6 protein-coding genes are annotated in these 24,724 nt (G+C 47.5%); all 6 read left to right on the top strand.

Annotated elements, in window-relative coordinates; genetic code table 11:
• Positions 1 to 39: 39 nt before the first annotated feature.
• The 6 genes from MHB43_RS23315 to MHB43_RS23290 are packed head-to-tail and all read left to right on the top strand — an operon-like array spanning position 40 to position 24,717.
• Entirely contained in the window at positions 40 to 16,836 is a 16,797-nt protein-coding gene (locus MHB43_RS23315; protein ID WP_405132463.1) for an amino acid adenylation domain-containing protein, read from the top strand.
• Positions 16,826 to 21,022: a beta-ketoacyl synthase N-terminal-like domain-containing protein gene (locus MHB43_RS23310; RefSeq protein ID WP_405130502.1), complete on the top strand. Its 4,197-nt coding sequence runs from the start codon at positions 16,826 to 16,828 to the stop codon at positions 21,020 to 21,022. The genes MHB43_RS23315 and MHB43_RS23310 overlap by 11 nt, the downstream gene beginning before the upstream one ends.
• Positions 21,019 to 21,276 carry an acyl carrier protein gene (locus MHB43_RS23305; RefSeq protein WP_036668520.1) on the top strand — a complete coding sequence of 86 codons (258 nt, stop codon included), beginning with the start codon at positions 21,019 to 21,021 and terminating at the stop codon, positions 21,274 to 21,276. Before MHB43_RS23310 ends, MHB43_RS23305 begins: the two co-directional genes overlap by 4 nt.
• Positions 21,273 to 22,424: an acyl-CoA dehydrogenase family protein gene (locus MHB43_RS23300; RefSeq protein ID WP_405130501.1), complete on the top strand. Its 1,152-nt coding sequence runs from the start codon at positions 21,273 to 21,275 to the stop codon at positions 22,422 to 22,424. The genes MHB43_RS23305 and MHB43_RS23300 overlap by 4 nt, the downstream gene beginning before the upstream one ends.
• Positions 22,421 to 23,401: an ACP S-malonyltransferase gene (locus MHB43_RS23295; RefSeq protein WP_405130500.1), complete on the top strand. Its 981-nt coding sequence runs from the start codon at positions 22,421 to 22,423 to the stop codon at positions 23,399 to 23,401. The genes MHB43_RS23300 and MHB43_RS23295 overlap by 4 nt, the downstream gene beginning before the upstream one ends.
• A complete protein-coding gene (locus MHB43_RS23290) occupies positions 23,398 to 24,717 on the top strand; it encodes an aspartate aminotransferase family protein (RefSeq protein ID WP_405130499.1) in 1,320 nt (439 codons plus the stop codon). Before MHB43_RS23295 ends, MHB43_RS23290 begins: the two co-directional genes overlap by 4 nt.
• The last annotated feature ends 7 nt before the right edge of the window (positions 24,718 to 24,724 follow it).

Raw genomic sequence — 24,724 nt, 5'->3', positions numbered from 1 at the left:
ACAGCTTGAATCTCAATTAAACGATGAGGTGTGGTCGTGATGGTACAAAAAACTGTTGAACTTTCCGAAACACAAAAGGGAATCTATTTTGATTGTCTGGTGAATGATCCCGCTTCGTATAACATCTCAGCTTCAATGCAATTTAATCATCTTCAAATGGAGATATTTCGCCGGGCCATCGAATTGCTTATGTATGAGCAAGTGGTGCTGCGTACTCGGATTGAGATTCAAAATGATGTACCCGTGTTATCCGTTCATGAAGATATGGATTATTCACTTGTCTTGTGGGACCTAAGTAGCGAGAACCAGGATAATCCAAAGGAACAACAGTTAGAAGCACTGGTGGATGAATGCATCGGGACACCTTTTGAGCTGGAGAAAGGTCCTCTGTTCCGTATAATGATTGTTCAGATGGATAAAAGCCGATATATTCTGACCTTATGTATTCATCATTTAATATGTGATGGCATATCGCTTGAACTGATGAGAAACAAACTTATCCAGTCATATACGTGTCTTCTTGAAGATCAGCCTGTGGATGTCAAGCTGGATGAAGGATTCATCTCTTATGTTGAGGCAGAGAACAAGAAACTGCACGAAAACAAGTACTCCAAAGAGCGGAAATACTGGTTAAACAAAATGAAGGGAGCGGAACCTCTTTCTCTAAAGCACGACTTTCCAGCAGGTTCTGTACAAGAAGGGATTGGTCATGAACTGCGATTTGATATTTCGGAATCGTTAATGGCTGATATTACACAGATGTCCAAAGATAATGAAGTAACCGTTTTTATGTTCTTTATGGGTGCCTTTGGCATTCTTATGAGTAAATATGTCGGTACAGACGATATCACCTTTGCCTCCCCATATTCTCATCGTCCCGGTATGGACTTGGAAGAAACGATTGGATGTTTTGTCCATATGTTGCCTATGCGATTCCATATTGACCTCGAATCAACTCTAAAACCTCTGCTGCAACAAGTAGCCACAACCTGGATGGATACGTACAGGAACATCGGATATCCCAATAACCTCATTGTCAGAGACAGCATGTTACAGGCTCAACCCGGATCACCATCGTTGTTTGATATCTCCTTTGTGTATGATTCCTATGAGGAAGATATGCTCGGAACTCGTATTCTGGATCAGGATAAGGTTACGTTTCCAGGAGATCTAATGGTGGTGTTGAGTCGTTTACCGCAAGGTGCTCAGTTGAAGCTGCAATATAAACCGAGCTTGTTTCGTGAAGATTCAATGGAGCGATTGGGCCAACGATTTCTATACTTGCTGAATCAACTAGTAACCAATTCTGATCAAAAAATCAGTGAGTTCAGTCTCCTGATGCAGGATGAGAAAGAAAACTTACTGTACCGATTCAATCAAACTTCTTATTTTCCCTACACTCCACAACATATTATGGATATATTTCACGATAAAGTAGCACGTTTCCCGGAGCGGGTAGCTCTAATGGAAGGCAAGCAGCATCAGACCTATGCGCAGGTCAACGCAAAAGCGAACCAATTGGCTAGGCAGATCGTTGCGAGTAAAAAAAGTGATAACGCGGCAGTTGGCGTGCAGATGCCACGTTCCTCGGATATGGTCATTGCCCTATTGGCTGTATTAAAAGCCGGATGTGCTTTTGTACCTGTAGACCCTTCCTATCCTTTGTCCAGAAAGGCCTATATTATATCGGATGCAGACATATCCATCGTGCTGGCTATGCAGCCCGAAAAAGATGACGAGACTCTGGATGTCCAGTACATCTACGTTGAGGGCGATCAGGCCTATACGGGGGATGTCTCAAACCTCGAAGAGGCGCTGAATCCGCATAGCCTTGCCTATATCATGTACACGTCCGGATCAACAGGCAAGCCAAAAGGAGTCATGGTTGAAAATCATAGCGTAGTCAATACACTGCTTGATCTGGAGCATCGTTTTCCAATGCAGGCGAAGGATGTTTACTTGCTGAAAACGGCATATACCTTTGATGTGTCGGCCACGGAACTTTTCGGCTGGTTCATGGGTGAAGGCGCACTAAGTATTCTTGAGCCTGGAGCAGAAAAAGACCCTGCTCGTATTGTGTCTACGGTGGCATCACATAAGGTTACGCACATCAATTTTGTTCCAACGTTATTCCGTCTTTTTCTGGAAACGATGGAGCTTCGCCCCGATCTGTCAGCATTGGAAACGCTGAAATGGATGTTTGTTGGCGGAGAGGCAGTCACACCAGACATCATTGAGAAATTTAACAGGTTAGGCATTAGAGCAAGTCTTGAAAATGTTTATGGTCCAACCGAATGCACCATATGGGTTTCTCATTATCCGTTAAGCCATTACGAAGGCTTGGGCAATGTACCGATTGGCTACCCGCTCAATGAGTCCAGATGGTATGTCGTCGGAAATCATGATGAGCTTCAGCCGTTAGGTATTCCAGGGGAGCTCTGTCTTAGCGGTGTTGGGCTTGCACGTGGATATCTGAATCTGGAACAGATGACCCGAGAGAAGTTTGTCCCTAATCCTTTCTTTCAGGAAGGACAGGACGCAGAGCATTTCAGGTACATGTACCGCACAGGTGATCTGGTACGTTCACTCCCAAGCGGTACGATCGAATATCTGGGACGTATTGATTTTCAGGTTAAAATTCAGGGAGCCAGACTGGAGACAGGCGAAATTGAGAATACCCTGTCATCCTATCCAGGTGTCATTCAGACCGTGGTAGTCATGAAATCATTTGAAGGTAGGTCCGGTTTGCTGTATGCCTACTATCTGTCAGAGCAGGAGCTGCCTTCTGTCGAATTGAGAGAGCATCTGTCTCGTTTGTTACCGGCATATATGATACCATCCGTTTTTGTACATAAATCCGAATTTCCATTGAATAGCAGTGGGAAGATTGACCGGAAGGCACTCATGGCAGATATCACGCATGCTCACGCTTCCAGTACGTTCTATACCGCCCCGTCTTCTGAGCTTGAGAAGGTTATAGCCGAAGTGTGGGCCGAAGTGCTCGGTGTTGAGAGAGTAGGGCGCGATGACCATTTCTTCGAATTGGGCGGAAATTCATTTTCTGTCATTCAGGCTCACAATAAACTTAAGCATTATACCGATGTGGAGTTCCCTGTTCCTCGTTTTTTCGAGTGCCCGACATTGCGTCAATTTGCAGCGCTAGGACCAAAAGATGAGGGAGTTCGGATACCGACTGAAAGGGAACAATTGTTTCAACGAAAAGACGGCATTATGCGTGAGGACATTGCAATTGTGGGCATGGCGGTGAATGTGCCGGGTGCTGAGGATATAAGGGAGTTCTGGAGTAACCTTGTTGAACGGCGGGAAAGCATTCACTTTTATAGTGATGATGAATTGAGGGAGCTTGGCGTGGAGGAAGCGCTGCTGCGTTCACCTCGTTATGTCAAGGCAAAAGGACGTGCCAACGGCATCGATGAGTTTGACGCAGGGTTCTTTGATTATACTCCCGGTGAAGCCAAAATGATGTCTCCCCAATTCAGACTTTTGTATCAGGGAATATGGGAAGCGCTGGAGGATGCGGGCTGCAGAACGGATGAAGCGGGTAAGGTGGGGGTGTTCCTTGGCGGGTCCGATGACTTCGAATGGTACCGTCAAGTACTTTTTAACGATGCTAACTATAGCAGTAAATACGAAGCATTTACCCTCAGCACCAATCATTTTCTCGCTACCCGAATGGCTTATAAGCTGAACTTAAAAGGGCCGGCCTATACCGCTCTGACGGGATGTTCTACTTCATTGGTTACACCTCATCTGGCATGTCAATCTTTGATCGTTGGAGAATGTGATGTGGCCGTGGCTGGTGGAATTACCGTGGAGTTGCCCAATGAAGGGGGTTACATATTTGAGGATGGCATGATGTTCTCCACAGATGGACACTGTCGTCCATTTGACGCGGCAGCCAGTGGAACCGTCTTCTCCAATGGTATGGGAATTGTGGTGTTGAAGCGGGTAACCGATGCTCTGCGGGATGGAGATCATATCTACGGGGTCATCAAAGGCTCAGCAATTAACAATGACGGACAAGAGAAACTCAGTTTTCTTGCTCCAAGCGTAAGCGGACAGGCTGAAGTCATTCAGGATGCTTATAAGGTAGCCGGAGTAGACCCCGAAACGGTGAGTTATATCGAAGCACATGGTACGGGAACGTTGCTTGGCGATCCAATTGAAGTAAACTCGTTAACTCGGGCCTTTGCTTCCGACCAAAAGCAATTTTGTTATCTGGGTTCGGTCAAGGGCAATGTGGGACATATGGATACAGCCGCAGGTGTGGTTGGTTTAATCAAGGTAGCGCTCAGTCTTGGACAAGGTTATATCCCTGGAACAGCGAATTATGAGCAGCCTAATCCCAAAATTGATTTTTTGAATACGCCTTTTAAAGTTAATGCACAAGGTGTGGACTGGAAACAGGGCCATGTTGGAGTCATGCGCGCAGGGATCAATTCATTTGGTGTGGGGGGCACGAACGCTCACATGGTATTGGAGGAGGCTCCCGAGATGGAGAAGTGCAGTCCGGATGATGACGTAAATATATTGCTTTTTTCCGCCAAAACAGAGTACTCGCTGAACCGCACCGCTGAACGGATTATGGAACATCTGACCCAGCAGCCGGAGCTATCTGTGTCGAACGCAGCGTGGACCTTGCAATCAGGTAGATCTATTTTTGCGTATCGTAAGGCACTCATTCTGGATAAGACATGGAAGGATAATCCGGACAAGCTGTTACAGCAGCTGGGGAAAGCACGCGTATACCAATCAGCTCAAGAGACCCGTCCCGTATACTTTATGTTCCCCGGACAGGGCAGTCAGTATCAGGGAATGGGTGCAGAACTATACAGATCTACAGAGCAAGCCGGCCTGGCTCCAATCTTCAGAAGTTATATTCAGGACATATTGGACCTTCTGCCCGCTGAAGAACGAGAAGATATGCTTTCCGTTGTATACGGGGATCAGCAGCCTGAGCGAATAAACCAGACGGAGTACAGCCAATTCGCACTGTTCATGACAAGTTATGCGCTGGCCAAGTCGCTGCTGGATCTGGGCATCAAGCCAGATGGCATGATCGGGCATAGCATTGGTGAATTGGCTGCCGCGGCGGTAGCGGGTGTATTCGAACTTGGAGATGCTGTCAAGTTAGTTCGACTTCGCGGACGTCTGATGCAGCAACAACAACCCGGGGTCATGCTTGCCGTTATGGCGGATGCACAGCAGGTGAAGTCACAACTGGAGGAAGACATGTGGCTTGCCCTGGTGAATACTACAGGTTCCAGTGTGATTGGTGGGACAGCTGAAGCCATTTCACGGATGGAAGCCAAGGCTGAAGGACTGGGCTGGAAGTGCATTCGTGTGAAGACTTCCCATGCATTCCATACGCCAATGATGAATCAGGCCGCGGAGGAATTTAGACGTTATTTAGCAGAGCATTCACTTCATACGCCACAGATCCCATTACTGTCCAACACCAGTGGAACATGGGCGCTTGGAGATGAAATCACACAACCTGACTATTGGTCCCGTCATATTTTACAGCCGGTGTTGTTTGAATCAAACCTGGGTGAAGTGTTGAAGGATGAGCGGGCTGTATTAATTGAAGTAGGTGCAGGACGAACGCTAAGCTCCTTTGCCAGACAGCACAGTCAATCAAGAGATTCCCAGACGGTACTGAATATGCTACGTCACGTAAGGGAGACGGAGCAGGACAGTATCTATGTGAACCGCAGACTTGCGGAGTTATGGTGCGAAGGCATTGAACCGGACTGGAAGGTGCTCAAAGGGCAGACGGTACGACGCAAATGCTCTCTGCCTACTTATGTTTTCAACAAACAATCCTATCCTGTCAGTGTTTCTCTTTCTGGCTCATCAGCAGTGGAAGGAATGGGTACCGGGGATGATAGGCAGCATGCAGAGCAGGGTAAGGGAAGTGGCTCTACTCTAGTAAAAGGGACAGTTTATACTGGTGGTTCAGACCAACTGAAACAGATTGTCCTGGACGCATATCGAACGATTTTTGGCATCGATGATCTAGATGAAGAGGTTAATTTCTTTGCGGTTGGAGGAGATTCTCTCAAAGCAGTCAGCTTGACTGCATGGATCCGGTCTCATTTAGGAATTCAGCCTGAGGTAGCAGATGTTTTTAATCATTCAACGCCTATTCAACTGGCGGAGCATCTCTATGTCATGGCGAAACCCAAAGTGGACCAACAGACAATTCAATCTGCACCCACTATGGATGCGTATCCAATCTCTTCTGCACAGATGCGTATGTTCACACAAGCGATGCTTGATCCAGGCAATACGGCCTACAACCTACCGTCTGCAACCATTATTGAAGGTGAATTGGACCGTATAAGAGTTGAGGCTGCTTTGCAGAAGTTGATGCAGCATCATGAGGCGCTCAGAACATCGTTTGAGATACGGGGTGGTCAGATCGTTCAGATCATCCAACCTTCGGTTCGCTTAAGTATGGGCTATGCAGAGCAGCATGTGGCAGATGAGCAAGAGTTGCCTGCGATGATCGAGACATTGATTCGTCCTTTTGATCTGGGGAGTGCTCCGCTTATGCGGGTTGAACTGATTAAAATAGACGAGCGCAAGCACCTGTTATTCTTTGATATTCACCATATTATCGCAGATGGTACATCTGTCGAAATCATCACTCGTGACTTCAATGATTTATATTTTGGCAAAGAGCATGCAGTTCGATTGCAGTACAAAGATTACGCGGTATGGCAGCAGCAGCGTCTCGCTTCAAATGAATACAATTCACATCAAACGTACTGGCTGGACCATCTTGGCCCTTCTTTACCTGTGCTGCAGCTTCCGCTTGACCATGAGCGTCCATCACAGAGATCCATGCAAGGGGGGCGTCTCCATTTCACATTGAATCGTTCGTTAACACAACACTTGCACGAGCTGGCTTCCTCATCGGAAGCATCCATGTATATGGTAATGCTAAGTGTGTGGAATCTTCTTCTCGCACACCGCTCAGGTCAGCAGGACATTGTGGTAGGAACGCCTGTTGCAGGAAGGATGCAAGAGGAGTGGAAAGAGACGGTAGGCATGTTTGTCAATATGATTGCGATGCGGAATTTTCCAACGTTTGATCGTACGTACACTGATTTTTTAAGCGAACTTAAACAACATACACTGGATGCTTTTGCGTATCAGGAGTATCCGTTTAATGAGCTTGTGGCACAACTGGGCGTGGCACGTGGGTTGAACCGAAGTCCGGTATTTGATGTTTGTTTTGATTATCAGAACATGGATTTGCATGGACTTGAACTTAATGGTTTGCAATTCAGTTCTTTTCCGGTGGAGACGGGTACCTCTACTTATGATCTGTTATTGACCTGTCAAGAAAACAGGGAGAAGCAGGTGATTGAAGGATATATCGAATACTCGCTGGATCTGTTCCGCCGGGACACAGTTGAAGGGATGATGCAGGAGTTTATCGGACTCTGCCAAGAGGTTGTACAACAGCCCAATCTGTATCTGAGCGAACTGTTTGAGAGAAACGAACGTTCTCAAGAGCACCCAGTCCATCGTCTTGTTGGTCCACGTCTGGATTACAATCCTGCGGTGGGTCTGCATCGGCTGTTCGAGCTGCAGGCAGAACTCACACCAGACAAGAAAGCTCTCCTTGTATCATCCGGAGCCGCTTTTACCTACAGGGAGCTTAATAAAAAAGCTAATACGCTGGCTTGGAAGCTGATTGATCAAGGTGTGCGCCGGGATGAACCTATAGGCATATTATCCAGACGAGATGAATCGTTGATCATTATGCTATTGGCGGTGCTGAAAGCTGGGGCGGCTTATGTGCCTCTGGACCCTGCTTTTCCGCCGCAGCGCATCGTGAATATGATCGAAGACAGCCGAATGAACGTATTGCTGTGTACGCCTGATGAAGAAGGCACAGTGACTTTTAGCGGAGAGCGATTTGTGTATGATCCAACTGCCCAGGATGTGCGCTCATCCGTTAACCCGGACGTAAACCTCCTGTCTTCGGATCTGTCCTGTGTGATTTTCACCTCAGGATCAACCGGTCGTCCCAAAGGGGTCATGATTACTCATGAGGCAATGGTCAATTTTGTTGAGGACATCAGGCACCGACATATTTTTGCACATGAGACAGATCGCATCATCAGTGTGACGACCATATCTTTTGATATTTTCGGATTTGAAGTGTGGACACCATTATGCACCGGATATTCGTTGTATCTGGCCAATGAGCAGGAACAGCTTGACCCGGCTCTTGCTTCCCGTCGAATACGTGAACATGGTGTTACACACATTCTTAGCACGGTCTCACGCATTAAGGCATTTGTCGAAAATCCGGAATTCGCTCAGACGCTGGGCAATCTGCGGTGTGTTCTTACCGGAGGGGAAAATGTCCCTGTGGGACTTCTCACCGATCTGAAGCGGCTTACACCTGCTCGAGTCTTTAATATGTATGGACCAACGGAAACTACGATCTGGTCAACAACCAAAGAATTGAACGACACAGCCGCGATTACCATTGGCAAGCCCATTACCAATACAGAGATTTATATTCTGAATGATGAAGGTGAAATACTGCCACCTGGCAGTTATGGAGAGCTGTGCATTGCAGGAAAAGGATTATCCCGCGGTTATCTGCACAATGCAGCTGAGACCGATGCCCGATTCATGGCAAACTCCAATGTTTTGGAAGGCCGTTTGTACCGAACTGGAGATCTGGCCCGTATACTGCCGGATGGGGATGTTGAGTTAATGGGACGGTTGGATCAGCAGGTGAAAATTCGTGGCTACCGGATTGAACTGAACGAGATTGAGCAGGCAGCAATGAATTATGAACGGGTAAGAGAAGCTGTCGTTAAGGTAGAAGGGGCCGAGCCACATTCATTGCAATTAATCCTTTTCTACAGTCTGAAGCCTGGGAGTGGGCCTTCCGTTATGGAAGATGAAGACGTACAGCTTCGGAGCTGGTTAAAGCAGCGGCTTCCACAGTACATGATGCCTTCTCGCTTGATTCGTCTGGAAAATCTGCCCGTGCTGCCTAATGGCAAACTGAATCGCAATGCTCTTCGTCTGGCTGATTTTGAGCCGGGAGAGAGAACTAATCCGGCTTTGGTTTATGGCTCATCGATTCAAGGAATGGAGCGGGCAAAAGTTGATCTGGAGCAGATGCTCATTGCAACGTGGAAGGAAATATTGAATCTGGATACGCTTAATATCCATGATCACTTTTTTGACATCGGAGGCAACTCGCTGGGGCTTATTCTGATCAATAATCGGCTGAATGCCTATCTGGATAAAAGCGTTCCGCTGGTGCAATTGTTTGAGTATTCCTCCATTGCATCACTGGTCAGTCATCTGGTGGCTGAGCAGATGCTGCCGACAGTTACACAACAGGTACAAGAGGAGAGCGGGCATATCGCTTCGGCTGGATATCCTGTTACGAACCCGGAGCCGACAACAGCTCCAAAAGAGTATGTGATGAGCACAGTTGAACACAGCAAAGTGGAACAGAGCAGACCAGATCAGAGCAGACCGGAACAGAGTATCCAGTTTGCCTCAGAACACAGTAGCAGAATTCCTTCTTCGTCGGATATCGCAGTCATTGGCATGGCAGGGCATTTTCCCGGCTCAAGAAATATTGAGGAGTTCTGGGATAACCTAATGGCAGGTAAGGACGGTATCACCCGTCTGGATGAAGATGATCTAACCGCTGCGGGTGTACGACCGGAAGACTTCAAACATCCCGATTATGTACGGGCCAAAGGTGTACTGCAAGACACTGAGTATTTTGACTCCGGATTTTTCGAATATCCGCATCAGGAATCCAACATGATGGATCCGCAAATACGGCTGCTGCATCAGTGCTCATGGGAGGCGCTTGAGCATGCCGGATGTGATCCTTACAGTTATGAGGGAGCTATAGGATTGTTTGCCGGAAGTGGACTGAGCTTACCATGGATGGTGCAATTTCTAGGTCGTTCCGGTAATTTGCTACAGGCTTTTGAAGCCATGACTTTAAATGAAAAGGACTATATTACAACCCGAGTATCTCACAAATTAAATCTGAGAGGGCCAAGTATGGCCGTACAGACCGCATGTTCGACTTCTTTGGTCGCTATCCACCAAGCTGCTGAATCGCTGATTCGGGGGGAGTGTGATGTGGCACTTGCGGGAGGGGTCTCTATCTCCTATCCGCTCAAAGAAGGTTATCACTGGCATGAAGGCATGATTTATTCCAAGGATGGTCATTGCAGACCGTTTGATGAGCAGGCTTCTGGTACTGTGTCTGGTAATGGATGCGGAATGGTTGTGCTCAAGTCACTCCGCGACGCACAGAGAGATGGAGATCATATCTATGCAGTCATTAAAGGTTCAGCGATTAATAATGATGGCATGGACAAAATTGGATATACGGCACCGAGTGTGGCCGGGCAGGTCAAGGTTATTCAATCTGCCCTGCATCGTTCGGGAGTATCTCCAAAAGAGATCTCCTATCTGGAGGCGCATGGAACAGGAACCAAATTGGGTGACCCGATTGAAATCGAAGCGCTCAGGCAGTCATGGGGAACAGATCGTAGAAATTATTGTGCTCTAGGTTCTGTGAAAGCCAATATTGGACATCTTGATGCGGCAGCAGGTGTCGCCGGTTTTATTAAAACCGTACTGACGCTTTATCACCGGGTGGTTCCGCCACAGATTCACATGAATCGGACGAATCCGATGTTGGAGCTGGAGCATAGTCCCTTCTATATCAACAAGGAGCCACAGCCATTAGAAGAGGCGAAGGGTATCCTGCGAGCGGGTGTCAGTTCGTTTGGGATCGGGGGGACCAATGCTCACGTCATTCTGGAGCAACCACCCGTCCAAGAGAGCCAAGCCAATTATGAATCTTTGCTTCTGCTGCCCTTCTCGGCCAAGAGTGAATCTGCGCTGGAACGCACGTATGATTCGGTTCTACAGGCGATCCATGCATTGCCGGAGCAGTTGCCCAATGCTGCGTGGACGCTACAGAAGGGAAGAAGCAGATTCATTCATCGTAAAGCACTAATCGTTGTAGACGGTTATATTCCGCCAATCGAGCAATCTGTGGAGTTTGAGACACAGGCAAGTGTGATGAATGGGAAGCCTAAGGTCATGTTTTACCTTAGCGGGAATGCAAGTTGGGAAGCGCGCAAGATTCGGGAACTATATGCTTCTGTGTATCGCAGCCAGGTCTCAGAGATATTTAAACAGCACTTTGAAGAGATACTGAACCTCTTTGAGTCCAAGGAACAGTATGCCATTCGCCAAGGCATAGGGCGATCGTTAACCGATTCAAGGCTTGAGCGCATGCAGTGCTTTGTTGTGCAATATGCTCTTTATCAAACCGTGATGCAGCTTGGTATCAAGCCGGATGCTGTCTGTGGACAAGGCGTTGGCGAACTGGTGGGGTTGGTCATTAGTGATGCACTTGATCCAGTACATGCCGTGGGGCTTCTATACAATTGGGAGCATTGGTCACTAGAAGAAGGAGCATTGTCAGATGCTATGACAGGAAGGATGACAGATGCAACTGTAACAGACCTTGCGTCGAGCATTGCACCACTGTTATCTCCAAATTTCCTGTTTACGCTGCTAAATCGCAAGACGCTTTCTGAATCTGCTGGGCATACGCTGTGGATCGTTTCGAATCAGCAGCAGGATACAGACCAAATAGCCCCGGATTCATTATCAGAGCCAAACATCATTGCTCTTACTGGAGATCGTCAGAGCTTGCTTGAGGCAGACGTGTATTTAATGAAAGTACTTGCTTTTTGCTGGTGCTCTGGCATGGAACTGGATTGGGAACAGTTAAACGGAACGGGGCGCAGGCAAAAAATGTCCCTGCCGACGTATTCCTTTGACCCCATTGTTCATCAACATGATGTTGCGTTATATCAGCTTGCAGGTATGTCACAGGTTGCAGCGGGTTCTATCACAGTATTAGAGCAATCTCCAGCTGGGAAAGTCAGGGTTCAACGGACTGATGATGAGATAAGGCATATATTGTCGCAATTGTGGCAGGAGTTGCTTGGTAATGGAGCAGTCAGCCTTGAAGATGATTTCTTTGAACTTGGAGGTCATTCTTTAAAAGCGATTTCCTTGGCGTCGAGGATTAAAGAAATGTTTGGATTAAATTTGGGGCTGGAAGAGGTTTTTGATCATTCTGTATTTGAACACATGGTTCAATGGATTGCTGAACATCAGGCTACAAGCGACTCTGATTCAGTGAATTCAATTTTGCCTGTTACTAAGAAAGAGAAATACAAGACCACTTCTGCACAGCGAAGAATGTATGTGGTACATGAGTGGATGAAAGGTGAGAGTACGGCGTACAATCTCGCCAGCTCTTATATGGTAAGAGGAAAACTTGACCCTGCCCAATTCAGATTAATAATGGATGCACTGGTAGAGAGACATGAAGCATTCCGTACCAGGTTCGAAATGATTGATGGTGAGCTTTTCCAGGTTGTTGAGGATCAGGTTCCAAGCGTTGTGGAGTTGCTGGAATTAGAAACGGCAGGGTTAGAGCAGGTCATGGAATGGATCAAGCCTTTTGATCTGACCTGCGCACCATTGGTTCGTGTTAAGCTGATTCGCCTTTCTCAAGAGGAACACATCTTATTCATCGACATGCATCATATCATTTCGGATCAGAGTTCCATTGCTATCCTGATGCAGGATTTCGCTCGTATGTACAGAGGAGAAACATTGCAATCTCTTGATATTCAGTATAAGGATTATGCGGAATGGCGTGATGAAGCTGCGTCACATGGACAATCTGTTGAAGACGCCGAGTTTTGGATACGGGAATTCAAGGACATGCCTGCACCTGTTGAATTGCTTACAGACTTCCCAAGACATGGGGCGTCATCCTACAGAGGAGACAGACGTTCCATTGAACTTGGTGAGTCGTTAAGTACACAGGTCAATGATTTCTGTACTCAACAAGGGCTTACACCCTACATGTTGTTCATGGCAACTTTGAATCTATTAATCTGGAAGTATACGGGTCAAGACGATCTGGTCGTTGGTACAGCGGTTGCGGGGCGTGAGAAGCCAGAACTCAATAACGTTATGGGTATGTTCGTGAACATGCTTGCCATTCGCACCAGCATGGACAGAGAATGGTCCACAGAGGCGTATTTGAATAAGATGCGTGGCAAGCTGTTATCCTGTTATGAGCATCAGCATTATCCTTATGAAGCACTGGTAGAACAACTTGGTCTATTCGGTGATTTAAGCCGCAACCCCCTATTTGATGTGGTTCTAAATTACATTAATATGGGGACCGATGATCCTGAAGCCGGGGAACTGATGCTTGAACCATGGGTCGAAGGTAAGGTGGATGCCAAATTTGATCTGACTTGGACACTGGTCGAGCATAAGCAATGTTACACGGTTGAACTTGACTATCGCTCGGATTTGTTTAAAGCGGAGTCCATGGAACGGATGCTGGATAAATTCCGGTATATCCTGTCTCAGATAATCACAACAGGGGATAATGAACGAATTGGACAGATTAAGCTCACTACACCGGAGGAAGAGGACTGGCTGCTGTACGGAGTCAACGATAATGCCGCCCAGTATCCGCGAGATGCGACCATCTCCCAATTATTCGAGGAACAAGTTCATATGCATCCACAGAAGACAGCATTGGTCTGGGAAGACGATGAGTGGAGCTATGCAGATCTGTATGAACGTGTTCAGTGGCTGGCGTCCAGGTTGCTTGGACAAGGGGTAAAATCAGGCTCCAGTATTGCTCTCATTCTGGACCGTGGACCGATCCAGATGATCAGTATTCTTGCTACACTCAAAGTGGGGTGCAGTTATGTTCCGATTGATCCGGCTTCGCCGCCATCGAGAATTGAATTTATTTTGCAAGATTGCGATGCGGCTGTGTTATTGACTGAAACGGCGTATGCCTCCACATGGCAATCTGTAGTTCCTTGTATCGTGCCGGCAGATGAACTGGCAGCATTTGATTCAGGAGATATGCAGGAGCCTGTTGAAAATATGAACAAGACCGCTCTTGACCCGGCTTATATCATTTATACATCAGGGTCAACAGGAACCCCAAAAGGGACTGTGATGAGTCATCGCAATGTGACCAAAGTCATGAAAAATAGCAATTTTGTCACCGTCGTGCCAGAGGATCGTATCCTGCAAATTTCTAACTATGCGTTTGACGGTTCCATTTTCGATATTTTTGCTTCATTAATAAACGGCGCTACTCTTGTATTAATCTCAAAAGAGACCATCTTGGATATGGCTCGTTTGGCGGATGTCATCCGACAGCAACGGATTTCAGTATTTTATATTCCGACATCCTTGTTTAATATGCTGGTGGATTGGGATGCTGATTGCTTGAGGAATGTGCGTAGAGTGATGTTTGGTGGTGAAGCTGCATCGGTGAGTCATGCCAACAAAGCGCTTGCATGCGTGGGGCCGGGCAGGCTGTTAAATGGATATGGGCCAACGGAAGCGACCTTTTTTGCCTCCTACCACTTATTACAGCAAATAGAGCCTTATACTGGCTCGCTGCCTATAGGTTATCCCCTGTCTAACACAGCCTTGTATGTTCTGGATGATGAGCTGAAGCCTGTGCCACCGAACGTTCCAGGTGAACTGTATATCAGTGGGGATGCGGTAGGTATTGGATATCTTAACCGTGAGGATCTTACCCGAAAACACTTTCTTGATGATCCCTTCCGCAAGGGAGAACGAATGTATCGGACAGGTGACATCGTCAAACGTCTGGCTGACGGCAGTCTGATTTTTATTGAACGTTCGGATTTCCAGGTCAAGATTAGAGGTTTCCGCATTGAGTTATCGGAGGTAGGCAATTGCATGGAGCGTCTTTCGGGAGTTCGTGATGCCTTTGTCATGACAGTTACAGAACCATCAGAAAGTCTATACATTGCCGCTTTTTATACAACCGATACTGGAGCAGATGTGGAGTATATTCGAAGAGAACTTCATCAGCAGCTGCCAGAGTACATGGTGCCTGCACGAATTATTCGAATGGATCATCTTCCGATTAATGCCAATGGCAAAGTGGACCGAAGAGCATTGTCCGAGCATTTGGTTGAAGAGCAGCAGAGGTCTCTGGAAGTGAGTTCACCTCGGGCAAAAACAGAGCGTGTCATTCTTGCCGCCATGCGACAGATCCTGGGGAATCCAGGCATTGGTGTGGAAGATCACTTCTTTCAAAATGGGGGGCATTCGCTCAAAGCGATTGCATTCACTCAAATTTTGGCAAAAGAAGGAATTGCCATCAATGTGAACGAATTATTCCAATATCCTACAGTTAGAGGGCTTGCCAAATTGGTAGACATTAATCCTCCGGCGTCAGTTGGGTCACAAGATAGCCTGCATATTCAGTCCCCGATAGTCATACCACAGGACATAACACTTCATGAGAAACAACTGGACAGCCTGGTCCTGCATGTCTTAAACAGCTGCAATCAGGTTTCATCTTTTATGGCGGGCATGACCCCTATGGGTCGATTCCCACTATCTCCAATTCAACAAGCACATGCTTCTACCACTTCACGAGCAAGCGGATTTACAACAACGCTGGAAGGCGAATTGAATGAACAAGCTGTAAAACACCTGATTCTTGGGGTGATATCCCGGCATCAGTTGCTGCACAGCATAATATATGAGGAAGAACAATTGTATTGGCATCCATGTGATATGTCGTTAGCGGCGGACATGCTGCAACAGCTTATCCCCTATCTTGATATTCGTCATTATGCTTCGGCTACCATGGAGCAGCTGGAGTACAAACTGGTTCAGTCTCTGTTACACAAAACGTATACGTTGAAGGAACTACCTTGGCGTCTGTGTATTTTGTGTACAGGAGCCACAGAGCATAAGCTGATTTGGAGTTTTGATCACCTTGCGTTTGATGGTATGAGTGCCCAGATCATCAAGCAGCAACTTGAGTCGAAGGCATTATATAGACGGCAAGGTGTAGGGACAGAGAATGATCTTCTGTACCAAGTACGAAATTATGAGGATTATGTAAGTTTTCTGTCTCAAGGCCCCGTAGGGGTATCAGAAGATGAAATGGAGAAACAATTTTCGCTTCAGGCATGGAATAGATGTAACACCATCGTCATGAACAAGTTGAAGGAAACAGAAACATTGTCGCCTTCAGCGATGACTGTCGAGTTGTCTCTTGCAGGGAAGGAGCCTGCAGAGGTTTGGTGGACATGCTTTGAAACTTTTGCCAACATCATTGCGGCTTATCTGAACATAAGCCAATTGCCAATAGCCCTAGTGCACTACGGAAGGGAGTATGGCGAAGAATCCTACTATGATTATGTGGGAGAATTCCTTGATCTGATTCCGGTGCTGGTAGACAGTGAATTCACACAGGAAGATCTGTTGGAACGTCTGGAATTTACGAAGCGACACAGCATTAACTTTATGGCACTTACACATGATTCTTCCCTCTCGGCACAATATGATGGCATACAGGAACAATTGGGAACTGCCTACAGGCAAGCAGAACAGGAGCCGCGTCAGATGATTCTGTTTAATTATCAAGGCTTCATCTCCAGCAGCGAAGCGATCCCAATGTCGTCTCAGTCGTCGGATGACCAAGATTCGAATTCGGGACTCGCCCAATTTGAATGGGTTATTCGCTACGACGAAGAGTGTCTGTATGTACATCTTTCCTGTCAGACTGGTCTGGACATCAAACGTATGAAACAGCTGATTGACGACAGGCTTGGTAGCGATGTGAAAGTGGTAGTTCACAATGAGGCAATGGAGGTGCAACATGTCCAGTAAATCCATACAGCGAGGACCCGAGCTGATTGTGCCAGAACATTATTCAACAGTGGCTGAGATGCTAATCTACATTGCAGATATTCATCCAGAAAAGGGAATGACCTATATCAGCTCTTCAGGTGACGAACAGTTTGAATCATATCCTGAATTACTGATGCAGGCGCGCAAGTACCTGCAGTCTCTTCAGGAGCAAGGCATTCAACAAGGACAGGTCGTTATTTTGGAAATTGACCAGTCACAGGAATTTTACCGTACATTTTGGGCTTGTATGCTGGGGGGCATTATTGTCGCCCCGGTTAGTCCTCCGGCTGCCTGGGAACCAGGCTCAGCCGGTCTGGAGAAATTCACGAAAGTGTGGGAGGTGCTCGGGCGTCCGGTCGTTATCGTCGAGGAAGCCTACATGCCCAAGTATAAGCAACTTGCGGAAAGTCCGGTATTCAAAGGTCTTATGTTGATTAGCGTGAACAAGCTTCACGCAGGCCAGCAGATGGCTGATCTATGCCCAACCTCTCCTGATGACATTGTGTTCCTGCAATTCTCATCAGGAAGCACGGGAATTCCCAAAGGTGTGCAGTTAACAAATCACAATATTATCGCCAACAGTATTGCATGTAAGACTTTTCTTGGAGCCGAAGAAGGAGATAATGTGTTTACCTGGTTGCCGCATACGCATGATATGGGGATATTTGGACAGCATCTGACACCTGTCCTGAGTGGAGCCAACATCATGGTGATGTCACCTTATACCTTCGTACGGTCCCCTTATCTGTTCTTGCGCAAGATTACGGAGCATCAGGGAAAATGGTTTTGCTGCACCAATTTCGGTTTCGAATGGATGGTTCAGAAGATCCCGGATTCCAAGCTCTCAACGCTGGATCTATCTTCACTGCGTATGACCTTGAATGGTGCAGAGCCTATATCAACGTCTGTTATCGAGCGATTTGTCAAAAAATTCAGCTCTTGTGGCTATCGTCCCAATATGATGTTTCCTGCGTATGGCATGGCAGAAGCGACAGTAGGTGTATGTACCTCCAGACTGGGGGAAGAGCCGCGAATTGAACGTATCTCGCGTTCGCGGCTGGTGCAGGAAGGACTGGCTGTGCCAGTCCAGCTACCTAGCAATGAAAGTCATACTTCGGATGTGATCGAATTTGTTCATGAAGGATATCCCATGACAGGGATTCAAATCCGGATTGCGGATGAACAGGGTGAAGTGCTGGATGAGCGGGTCGTTGGCGAAATCCAGATTCGTGGGGAATCGGTAACCTCCGGATATTACAGTCTCCCAGAGATCAATCGTGAAATGTATGTGGATGGGTGGCTTCGCACTGGAGACTTGGGTTATATGGCTGATGGCTCCCTGGTTGTAAGCGGACGGATCAAGGACATTGTGTTTATCCGGGGACAGAACCATTATGCGCATGATCTTGAAGAAATTTTGTACCAGAATAGCAGCATTCCGAGAGGCAATCTGACGGTAGTCGGGCACTTTAACAGCCTCAAACAAGTAGAGGAGCTGCTTGTATTTGTTAAATACAAATCGGGAACTCCACAGTTTCTGGATGTACGACAGGATCTGATCCAACGTATGAGGGCTGGATTGGGTATTGAGATCACCCATGTTCTCCCAATCAAGGTTATTCCCAAAACCACGAGTGGCAAGGTCCAGCGCTTCATGCTGAGAAACGAATATGAGCGTGGAGTATTTACCAAGGACATCGAGGCCATTGAAGAGCTGATTCGCGAAAACACTCAACAACAACACGAGACGGTTTCCGCATCGTCTTTGGAGTATACCGTACGTAAAGCCTGGGCCGAAATTCTTCAATTGCCCGCAGGAAAGATTGAGATGGATACTTCTTTTCTCGCACTTGGAGGCAATTCCATCCTCTCCTATCAACTACTTGACAAGCTGTCTGCACATATGGGGCGTGAATTAGGACAAGAACTGCTTGTTTTTTGCAGTACCGTACGTGAGATGGTGGAATATCTGCAGGAACTTCCAGCAGATACGAAGGACTTTGAACAAGCTGAAAAAACAGATAATCACCTGAATGTGCATCGTGCTATTGCTATTACCGGGCTGTCTCTGCGTCTGCCTGATGCTGACACCCAAGAGCAGTTCTGGAGCAATCTAGTTAACGGGGTAGATAGTGTTGACCGGGTTAGCTTAGAGCGTGCAACACGTTCCAAGCAACCTGGTTGGGATGACTGGATTGGAGAGCTGAAGCAACCGGATACGTTTGATCATGAGTTCTTTGAAATCCCGTCTGAACAAGCTGCATTTATGGATCCGCAGCATCGCAAGCTGCTGGAAGTTGCTCATGAGGCGCTGGAGGATGCGGGTATGCTCGTGGACCATGAGGATAAGCGTGATGTGGGTGTGTATGTAGGGATTAATCCAAGCACATACTTCGATCTGGTTGTTGATTATATGAACCGGAGTCTTGGCAAGGCTGTTCATTCTCACGCTATGGTAGGCAATATGTCCAATATTGCAGCAGCCTCCATTTCACACATGTACAATTTTACAGGGCCGGCACTGTCCATAGATACAGCATGTTCTTCTTTTCTGGTAGCACTGACGCAAGCTGTGGCGGCCATTCAGGACAAGCGTATCTCTGGGGCAGTTGTAGGTGGAGCGAACATTTTGGCTACACCGCATGTTCATCAACTATCACGCAATGCTGGAATCTGTTCTTCCACTCAACATACGAAGGTATTTGACCGGGAAGCAGATGGTTCAGTCTTGGGAGAAGGTGCTGTTGTTGTATATCTGGAGCCGCTAACAGAGTCAATTCGCAACAATAAGCATGTTTATGGTGTGATTCGCGGGACAGCGGTGAATAACGACGGATATTCACTTGGCATTATGGCACCCAACCCTCAGGGTCAATATGAGGTACTCCGTGCCGCTTATCGCGATGCCAACCTAAACCCGAGCGAGGTCTCTTATATTGAAGCACATGGATCGGGGACAAGAATTGGAGATCCAATTGAGGTGAATGCCTTGCTCCGACTGTTCCGGGAAAAGGGATATCCAAGCGATAATTCGATTGGATTAGGTTCAGTCAAAACCAATATTGGACATTTATTTGCAGCCTCCAGTGGGGCCAGTCTTGCCAAGGTTCTGCTCAGTATGCAGCATGGTGAACTGGCACCAAGTCTGCATATGGATAATCCGAATCCGGCCCTCCGACTGGACCAATCGCCGTTCCATATCGTTAGCGAGCATAGATCGTGGGATGTACCTGAAGGGAAAACGCGGAAGGCAGGCATCAGTTCATTTGGCCTGGGAGGTACGAATGCCCACATTGTGCTGGAAGAGTGGAAAGCCCCTGTCCGTGCAGCTGCCCCGGCACGCGGTCAATTGTTAACGTTCTCTGCGAAATCAGAGCAGGCTCTAAAAAAGTTGATTGATAACACGGAGCAATATGTGAAGAAACATGTGGACCTGGCACTAGAGGATCTTTGTTTTACCCGGAACAGATATAGAAAACATTATCGGTATCGTGCGGCAGTAACTGTCAGCTCAACCGGAGAGTGGAACATCGAAGAGATGGAATTTGGCTTCAAGCCTAGAAACCGAGCTGCTCGTGTCAGTATTGTGGTTGGGGGGCATGAGATTGGCGGAGAAGATGAAGCTCATGCACGTCAAGTAATCAGGCCAGACGATTCTAATGAAGATACGGTATCAACCTTGAACTACTGGGTGACCTTGCTTGAGACACTTGTACGTCTGGTCCCTTCCATTCAGGAGATTCGAGGAATAGCTGCAGGAGAGAAGCTTGTATCCAGTTTACATCTGGATGGCGAGGAACATCACAGCGCTCATACAAGCCAATCCATTCCAGTGAACAACAGAGTGACGTTAGAGAGTCTGCAAGACACACCTGGCAAGATGGCAAACGCCGACATTGTACTTATGATTGCTGCAGATCAGACAGTGCAGCAGCTTGAATACAGTGGCAAGGAGAGCTTCATCCGCCTGTCTGCCGAGCCGAAACTCACCATGGAGGATCAGCTTGCATTATTGTTGGGACAGCTTTATGTACGTGGTGCTGCGCTGGATTGGGAACAGTTACATCCGAATGGCTCTGGCCAGATTGTACATCTGCCAGCACATCCATTCGAGCCGTATGTACATTGGATAGATGTGAATCAGGGAACGGAGGTCATGATATGACAAAAGAAGAAATTGAGCTTTTTCTCAAAAGCGAGATTGCTGCAGCGTTGAATCAGGAGCCAGAGGACATCGATGAAGAGATGAATTTTTTGAAAATTGGTGTCTCCTCTGTGCAGGCGCTCAAGATCATTAACCGTGCGCGTAAGCATCTTCAAGTTGACATCAGTCCGGTTGCGTTGTTTGAATACAAAACAATTGCCGAGTTCGCTGCCTATCTCAATGAATCTCTTCTTCAAGAGGGGGTTGCCGAATGATTGAAGCGGATGTAGAGCAAGAGATTATTCATGAAGCTGAATTGTTTGCTGCCCGTGAGATTCGTCCTTATGCTCAACAGATTCAGGAGCAGCAAGCCATTCCCAGAACATTGATCCGTGCCATGGCTGAAAAAGGTTACTTGGCTGCCTCGATCCCGGCTGAATATGGCGGCATGGGTCTCGGTCCTAGGGCGTACGGGCTGTTGACTGAAGTATTTGGCAAGGCTCTTCCAGCCGTTCGCAGCTTGTTAACGGTACATACTTCACTTGTAAGTGAAACTTTGGTGCGTTTCGGAACGCCTGAGCAAAAATCGTCCTGGCTGCCCAAGTTGGTGAAGGGAGAATGGATTGCTGCCTTTGGCCTGACTGAACCGGAAGTTGGTTCGGATGCCAAAAGTGTAAAGACCGAGTGGAGAGAAGAATCGGACTGTTATGTTTTGAATGGGAAAAAGAAGTGGATTACGTTTGGACATCTGGCAGATGTATTTATCATTATTGCCTCGAATCAGGGACGAAGCACTGCTTTTTGGGTCGAACGGCAGTTTGAGGGTGTACAGACCAAACCTATTGAAGGTGTCATGGTTGCCGGAGAGACAGGTATAGCTGAGATTGATCTCCATGAGGTGCGTGTACCAAAGAATCACATTATTGGACGTCTGAATGAAGGTTTTGAGTACATCGTAACCGGGGCGCTGGACCAAGGCAGATATAGCATTGCCTGGGCAGGGCTGGCGATTGCGCAGGAAGCGCTGGATGCCATGGTGACTTACTCAAGGAAGCGGAAGCAATTTGACCAGAAGCTGAGTCATTTTCAACTGATTCGCGGCATGATTGGAGATGCGGTGACAAAAGTCCATGCAGCACGAGCATTATGTTTACGGGCAGCCGAGCTGAGAGAAGCCAAGGACCCGCAAGCCGCCATGGAGACAACGATCGCCAAATATTTTACGTCCAAAGTTGCTGTTGAAGTTGCAAGTGATGCGCTACAGGTTCATGGTGCGAATGGAATTAGTAACCAATATCCTGTTGCCAGGCTGTATAAGGAAGCCAAAATTCTGGAGATTATTGAAGGTTCTTCTCAGATGCAGCAGGAGATGATCTCGCATTACGGATTAAAAGCCTATTACAAGCGTGGCGGTAGCGTATGACGTTCTGTGCGCTATTTCCCGGCCAGGGAAGCCAGTATATCGGAATGTGCAGTGAGTTGTTGGACAGTGAGCCGGAGGCGAATCAGATCTTTGCGGAAGCGAGCGAGGTGATCGGATTTGATTTGAAGGCACTGGTTATGGAAGGGACCCTGGATCAATTGACGGTCTCTGAATATGCTCAACCTGCTGTACTGACAGCAAGCTACGTTCTATTTGACTCATTTGTTCGCCGGACAGGAATGACTCCAGATTATGCAGTAGGTCACAGTTTGGGGGAGATTTCGGCTTTAGTAGCGGCGGGAGCATTGCGATTTGCTGATGGAATCCGTTTTACAGCTCAGCGTGGTGCGTTGATGCATCGCTCCATTCAGGAGCAAAAAGGAAGAGCGGGCATTGCTGTTGATATAACCCAAGAAGCGCTTGAAGAATTAGTCGAGAATATTCGTCAGAACGAGTATGTGACGATCTCCGGTTATAATTCACCAGGACAGTTTGTCGTCGCAGGTACTGCGAAGGGTCTTCAACTGCTGGATGATCAGGTGGATGGCTACGGTGGGGAGTTCATTCCTTTTCGCATGATGCCAATGAAGGCAGATGCACCTTATCATAGCGAGTTGATGCAGTTCATTCAGCCTGAGCTTGAAGAGATGCTTGCAGGGATTTCCTTCTCTGCACCGGTGTTTCCCATCTGCTCAACAGTACATGGTGAGTTCATTCGCGGAGCCGAGGACATTCCTAAGCTGCTGAGCAGCCAGCTTTTGCAACCCATTCACTGGAATCAGGCATTGGCACGCATTCAAAATCTGGGAGCGACGGTATGGATCGATATCGGTCCAGGCCAGAGCGTAAGAAATATGCTGGCTGAGAATAACACCTTGCCTGCAGCCTATTCGCTGGATGATCCGCAAGATCGGTCCAGGTTACTGGAGCGATATGAAGCAGTAAACCAGACAAGTGGGGGAGGCGATAAGGGATGATCACGGAGATGATGCAGTACAATCAGCGGGTGAAACAATGGCTGCCTGGCGGTGTGCACTATAATTTCCACCTTCCTTGGGAAGAGACACCGCTCCATTTCAAGCATGCTTCCCGCAGCAGAGTGACGGACATGAACGGCAACGAGTATTTGGATCTATATGCCCGCTTTGGTGCCCTCATCGTTGGCCACGGCAACGATGAGTATAACGAGTGTCTGAAGGATACCATTGACCGTGTTCTTTCCGTAAGTCATTGCGATCTGGATGCAGAGGCTCTGGAACTGATCCATCAATATGTACCTTCAGCAGAGATGATTCGTTTTGGGTTATCAGGCACGGAGATTGTCCAGAATGCACTTCGTCTTGCCCGGGCGTGGACAGGTAAAAATCGCTTTGTACGTTTTGAAGGCCATTATCATGGCAATGCGGACAATATTATGGGTGGCAAGACTGCACGTACAGGTCTGCCTGTACCTTCAGACTATCCTGGTGACATGAAAGGAACAAAGGGGAGGGCAAGGGATGCCATGGAATCTCAATCCTACCTCTTGCCATGGAATGACGCACCCCGTCTGGAGGAACTATTTCGCCAACATGGAGACGACATTGCAGCAGTAATCATGGAGCCGGTTTGTGTAAATGGAGGCGGAGTCATGCCTGCTCCGGGTTATCTGCAAAAAGTCAGACATTTATGTGATCAGTACCAGGTCGTGCTCATTTTTGATGAGATTATAACAGGATTCCGTATGGGTCTCGGTGGTGCCCAACAGTTATTCGGTGTAACGCCTGATCTGACTACACTTGGGAAGGCAATCGCGGGTGGCGGAGTTCCGGTGTCAGCCCTGGTTGGCCGAGCGGATATCATGAAGTTGCTTGTAGACAAAAAAGTAATTCATGCGGGTACGTTTAATGGCTATCCATTAGGTACAGCTGCTGTAAAAGCTACGCTGGAAATGTTGGGACGCAATGGAGGACAGGCGATGCACAGCATGAACCGCCACGCTGAGATGATGCATGACATACTCTGCCAGGAAGCAGTGAAGGTAGGTCTGCCTTTAATTGTTCAAGGGCCGTCTGGCTGTGCTTCTTATCACTGCTGCACGGAGCCGCTTACGGATACGGCTGATTATACGTTTGAATTGATGTCTTTTGATATTTTGTTAAATAGCAAGCTTGCTGAGCACGGTATTCTGGTATCTACGCTCTCGCGGATGTATCCGAATATCTTGCTTGATATGCAGGATGTTGCCTGGTTCGGTGAGCGTGTCCCTGCAGCACTTGCAGAAATGAAAGAGATCTACGACGAGCTGATCTAATGGTAGC

The sequence above is a fragment of the Paenibacillus sp. FSL H8-0317 genome (assembly GCF_045040685.1).
Lineage (GTDB): Bacteria > Bacillota > Bacilli > Paenibacillales > Paenibacillaceae > Paenibacillus.
Note: the sequence above shows the minus strand (reverse complement) of the source record. Positions and strands in the feature narration are given on the sequence as shown.

What these genes read in the sequence shown, in the direction of transcription:
- MHB43_RS23310 (WP_405130502.1), top strand. Translation starts at nt 16,826, where the DNA reads ATGTCCAGTAAATCCATACAGCGAGGACCCGAGCTGATTGTGCCAGAA.
- MHB43_RS23300 (WP_405130501.1), top strand. Translation starts at nt 21,273, where the DNA reads ATGATTGAAGCGGATGTAGAGCAAGAGATTATTCATGAAGCTGAATTG.
- MHB43_RS23295 (WP_405130500.1), top strand. Translation starts at nt 22,421, where the DNA reads ATGACGTTCTGTGCGCTATTTCCCGGCCAGGGAAGCCAGTATATCGGA.
- MHB43_RS23315 (WP_405132463.1), top strand. Translation starts at nt 40, where the DNA reads ATGGTACAAAAAACTGTTGAACTTTCCGAAACACAAAAGGGAATCTAT.
- MHB43_RS23305 (WP_036668520.1), top strand. Translation starts at nt 21,019, where the DNA reads ATGACAAAAGAAGAAATTGAGCTTTTTCTCAAAAGCGAGATTGCTGCA.
- MHB43_RS23290 (WP_405130499.1), top strand. Translation starts at nt 23,398, where the DNA reads ATGATCACGGAGATGATGCAGTACAATCAGCGGGTGAAACAATGGCTG.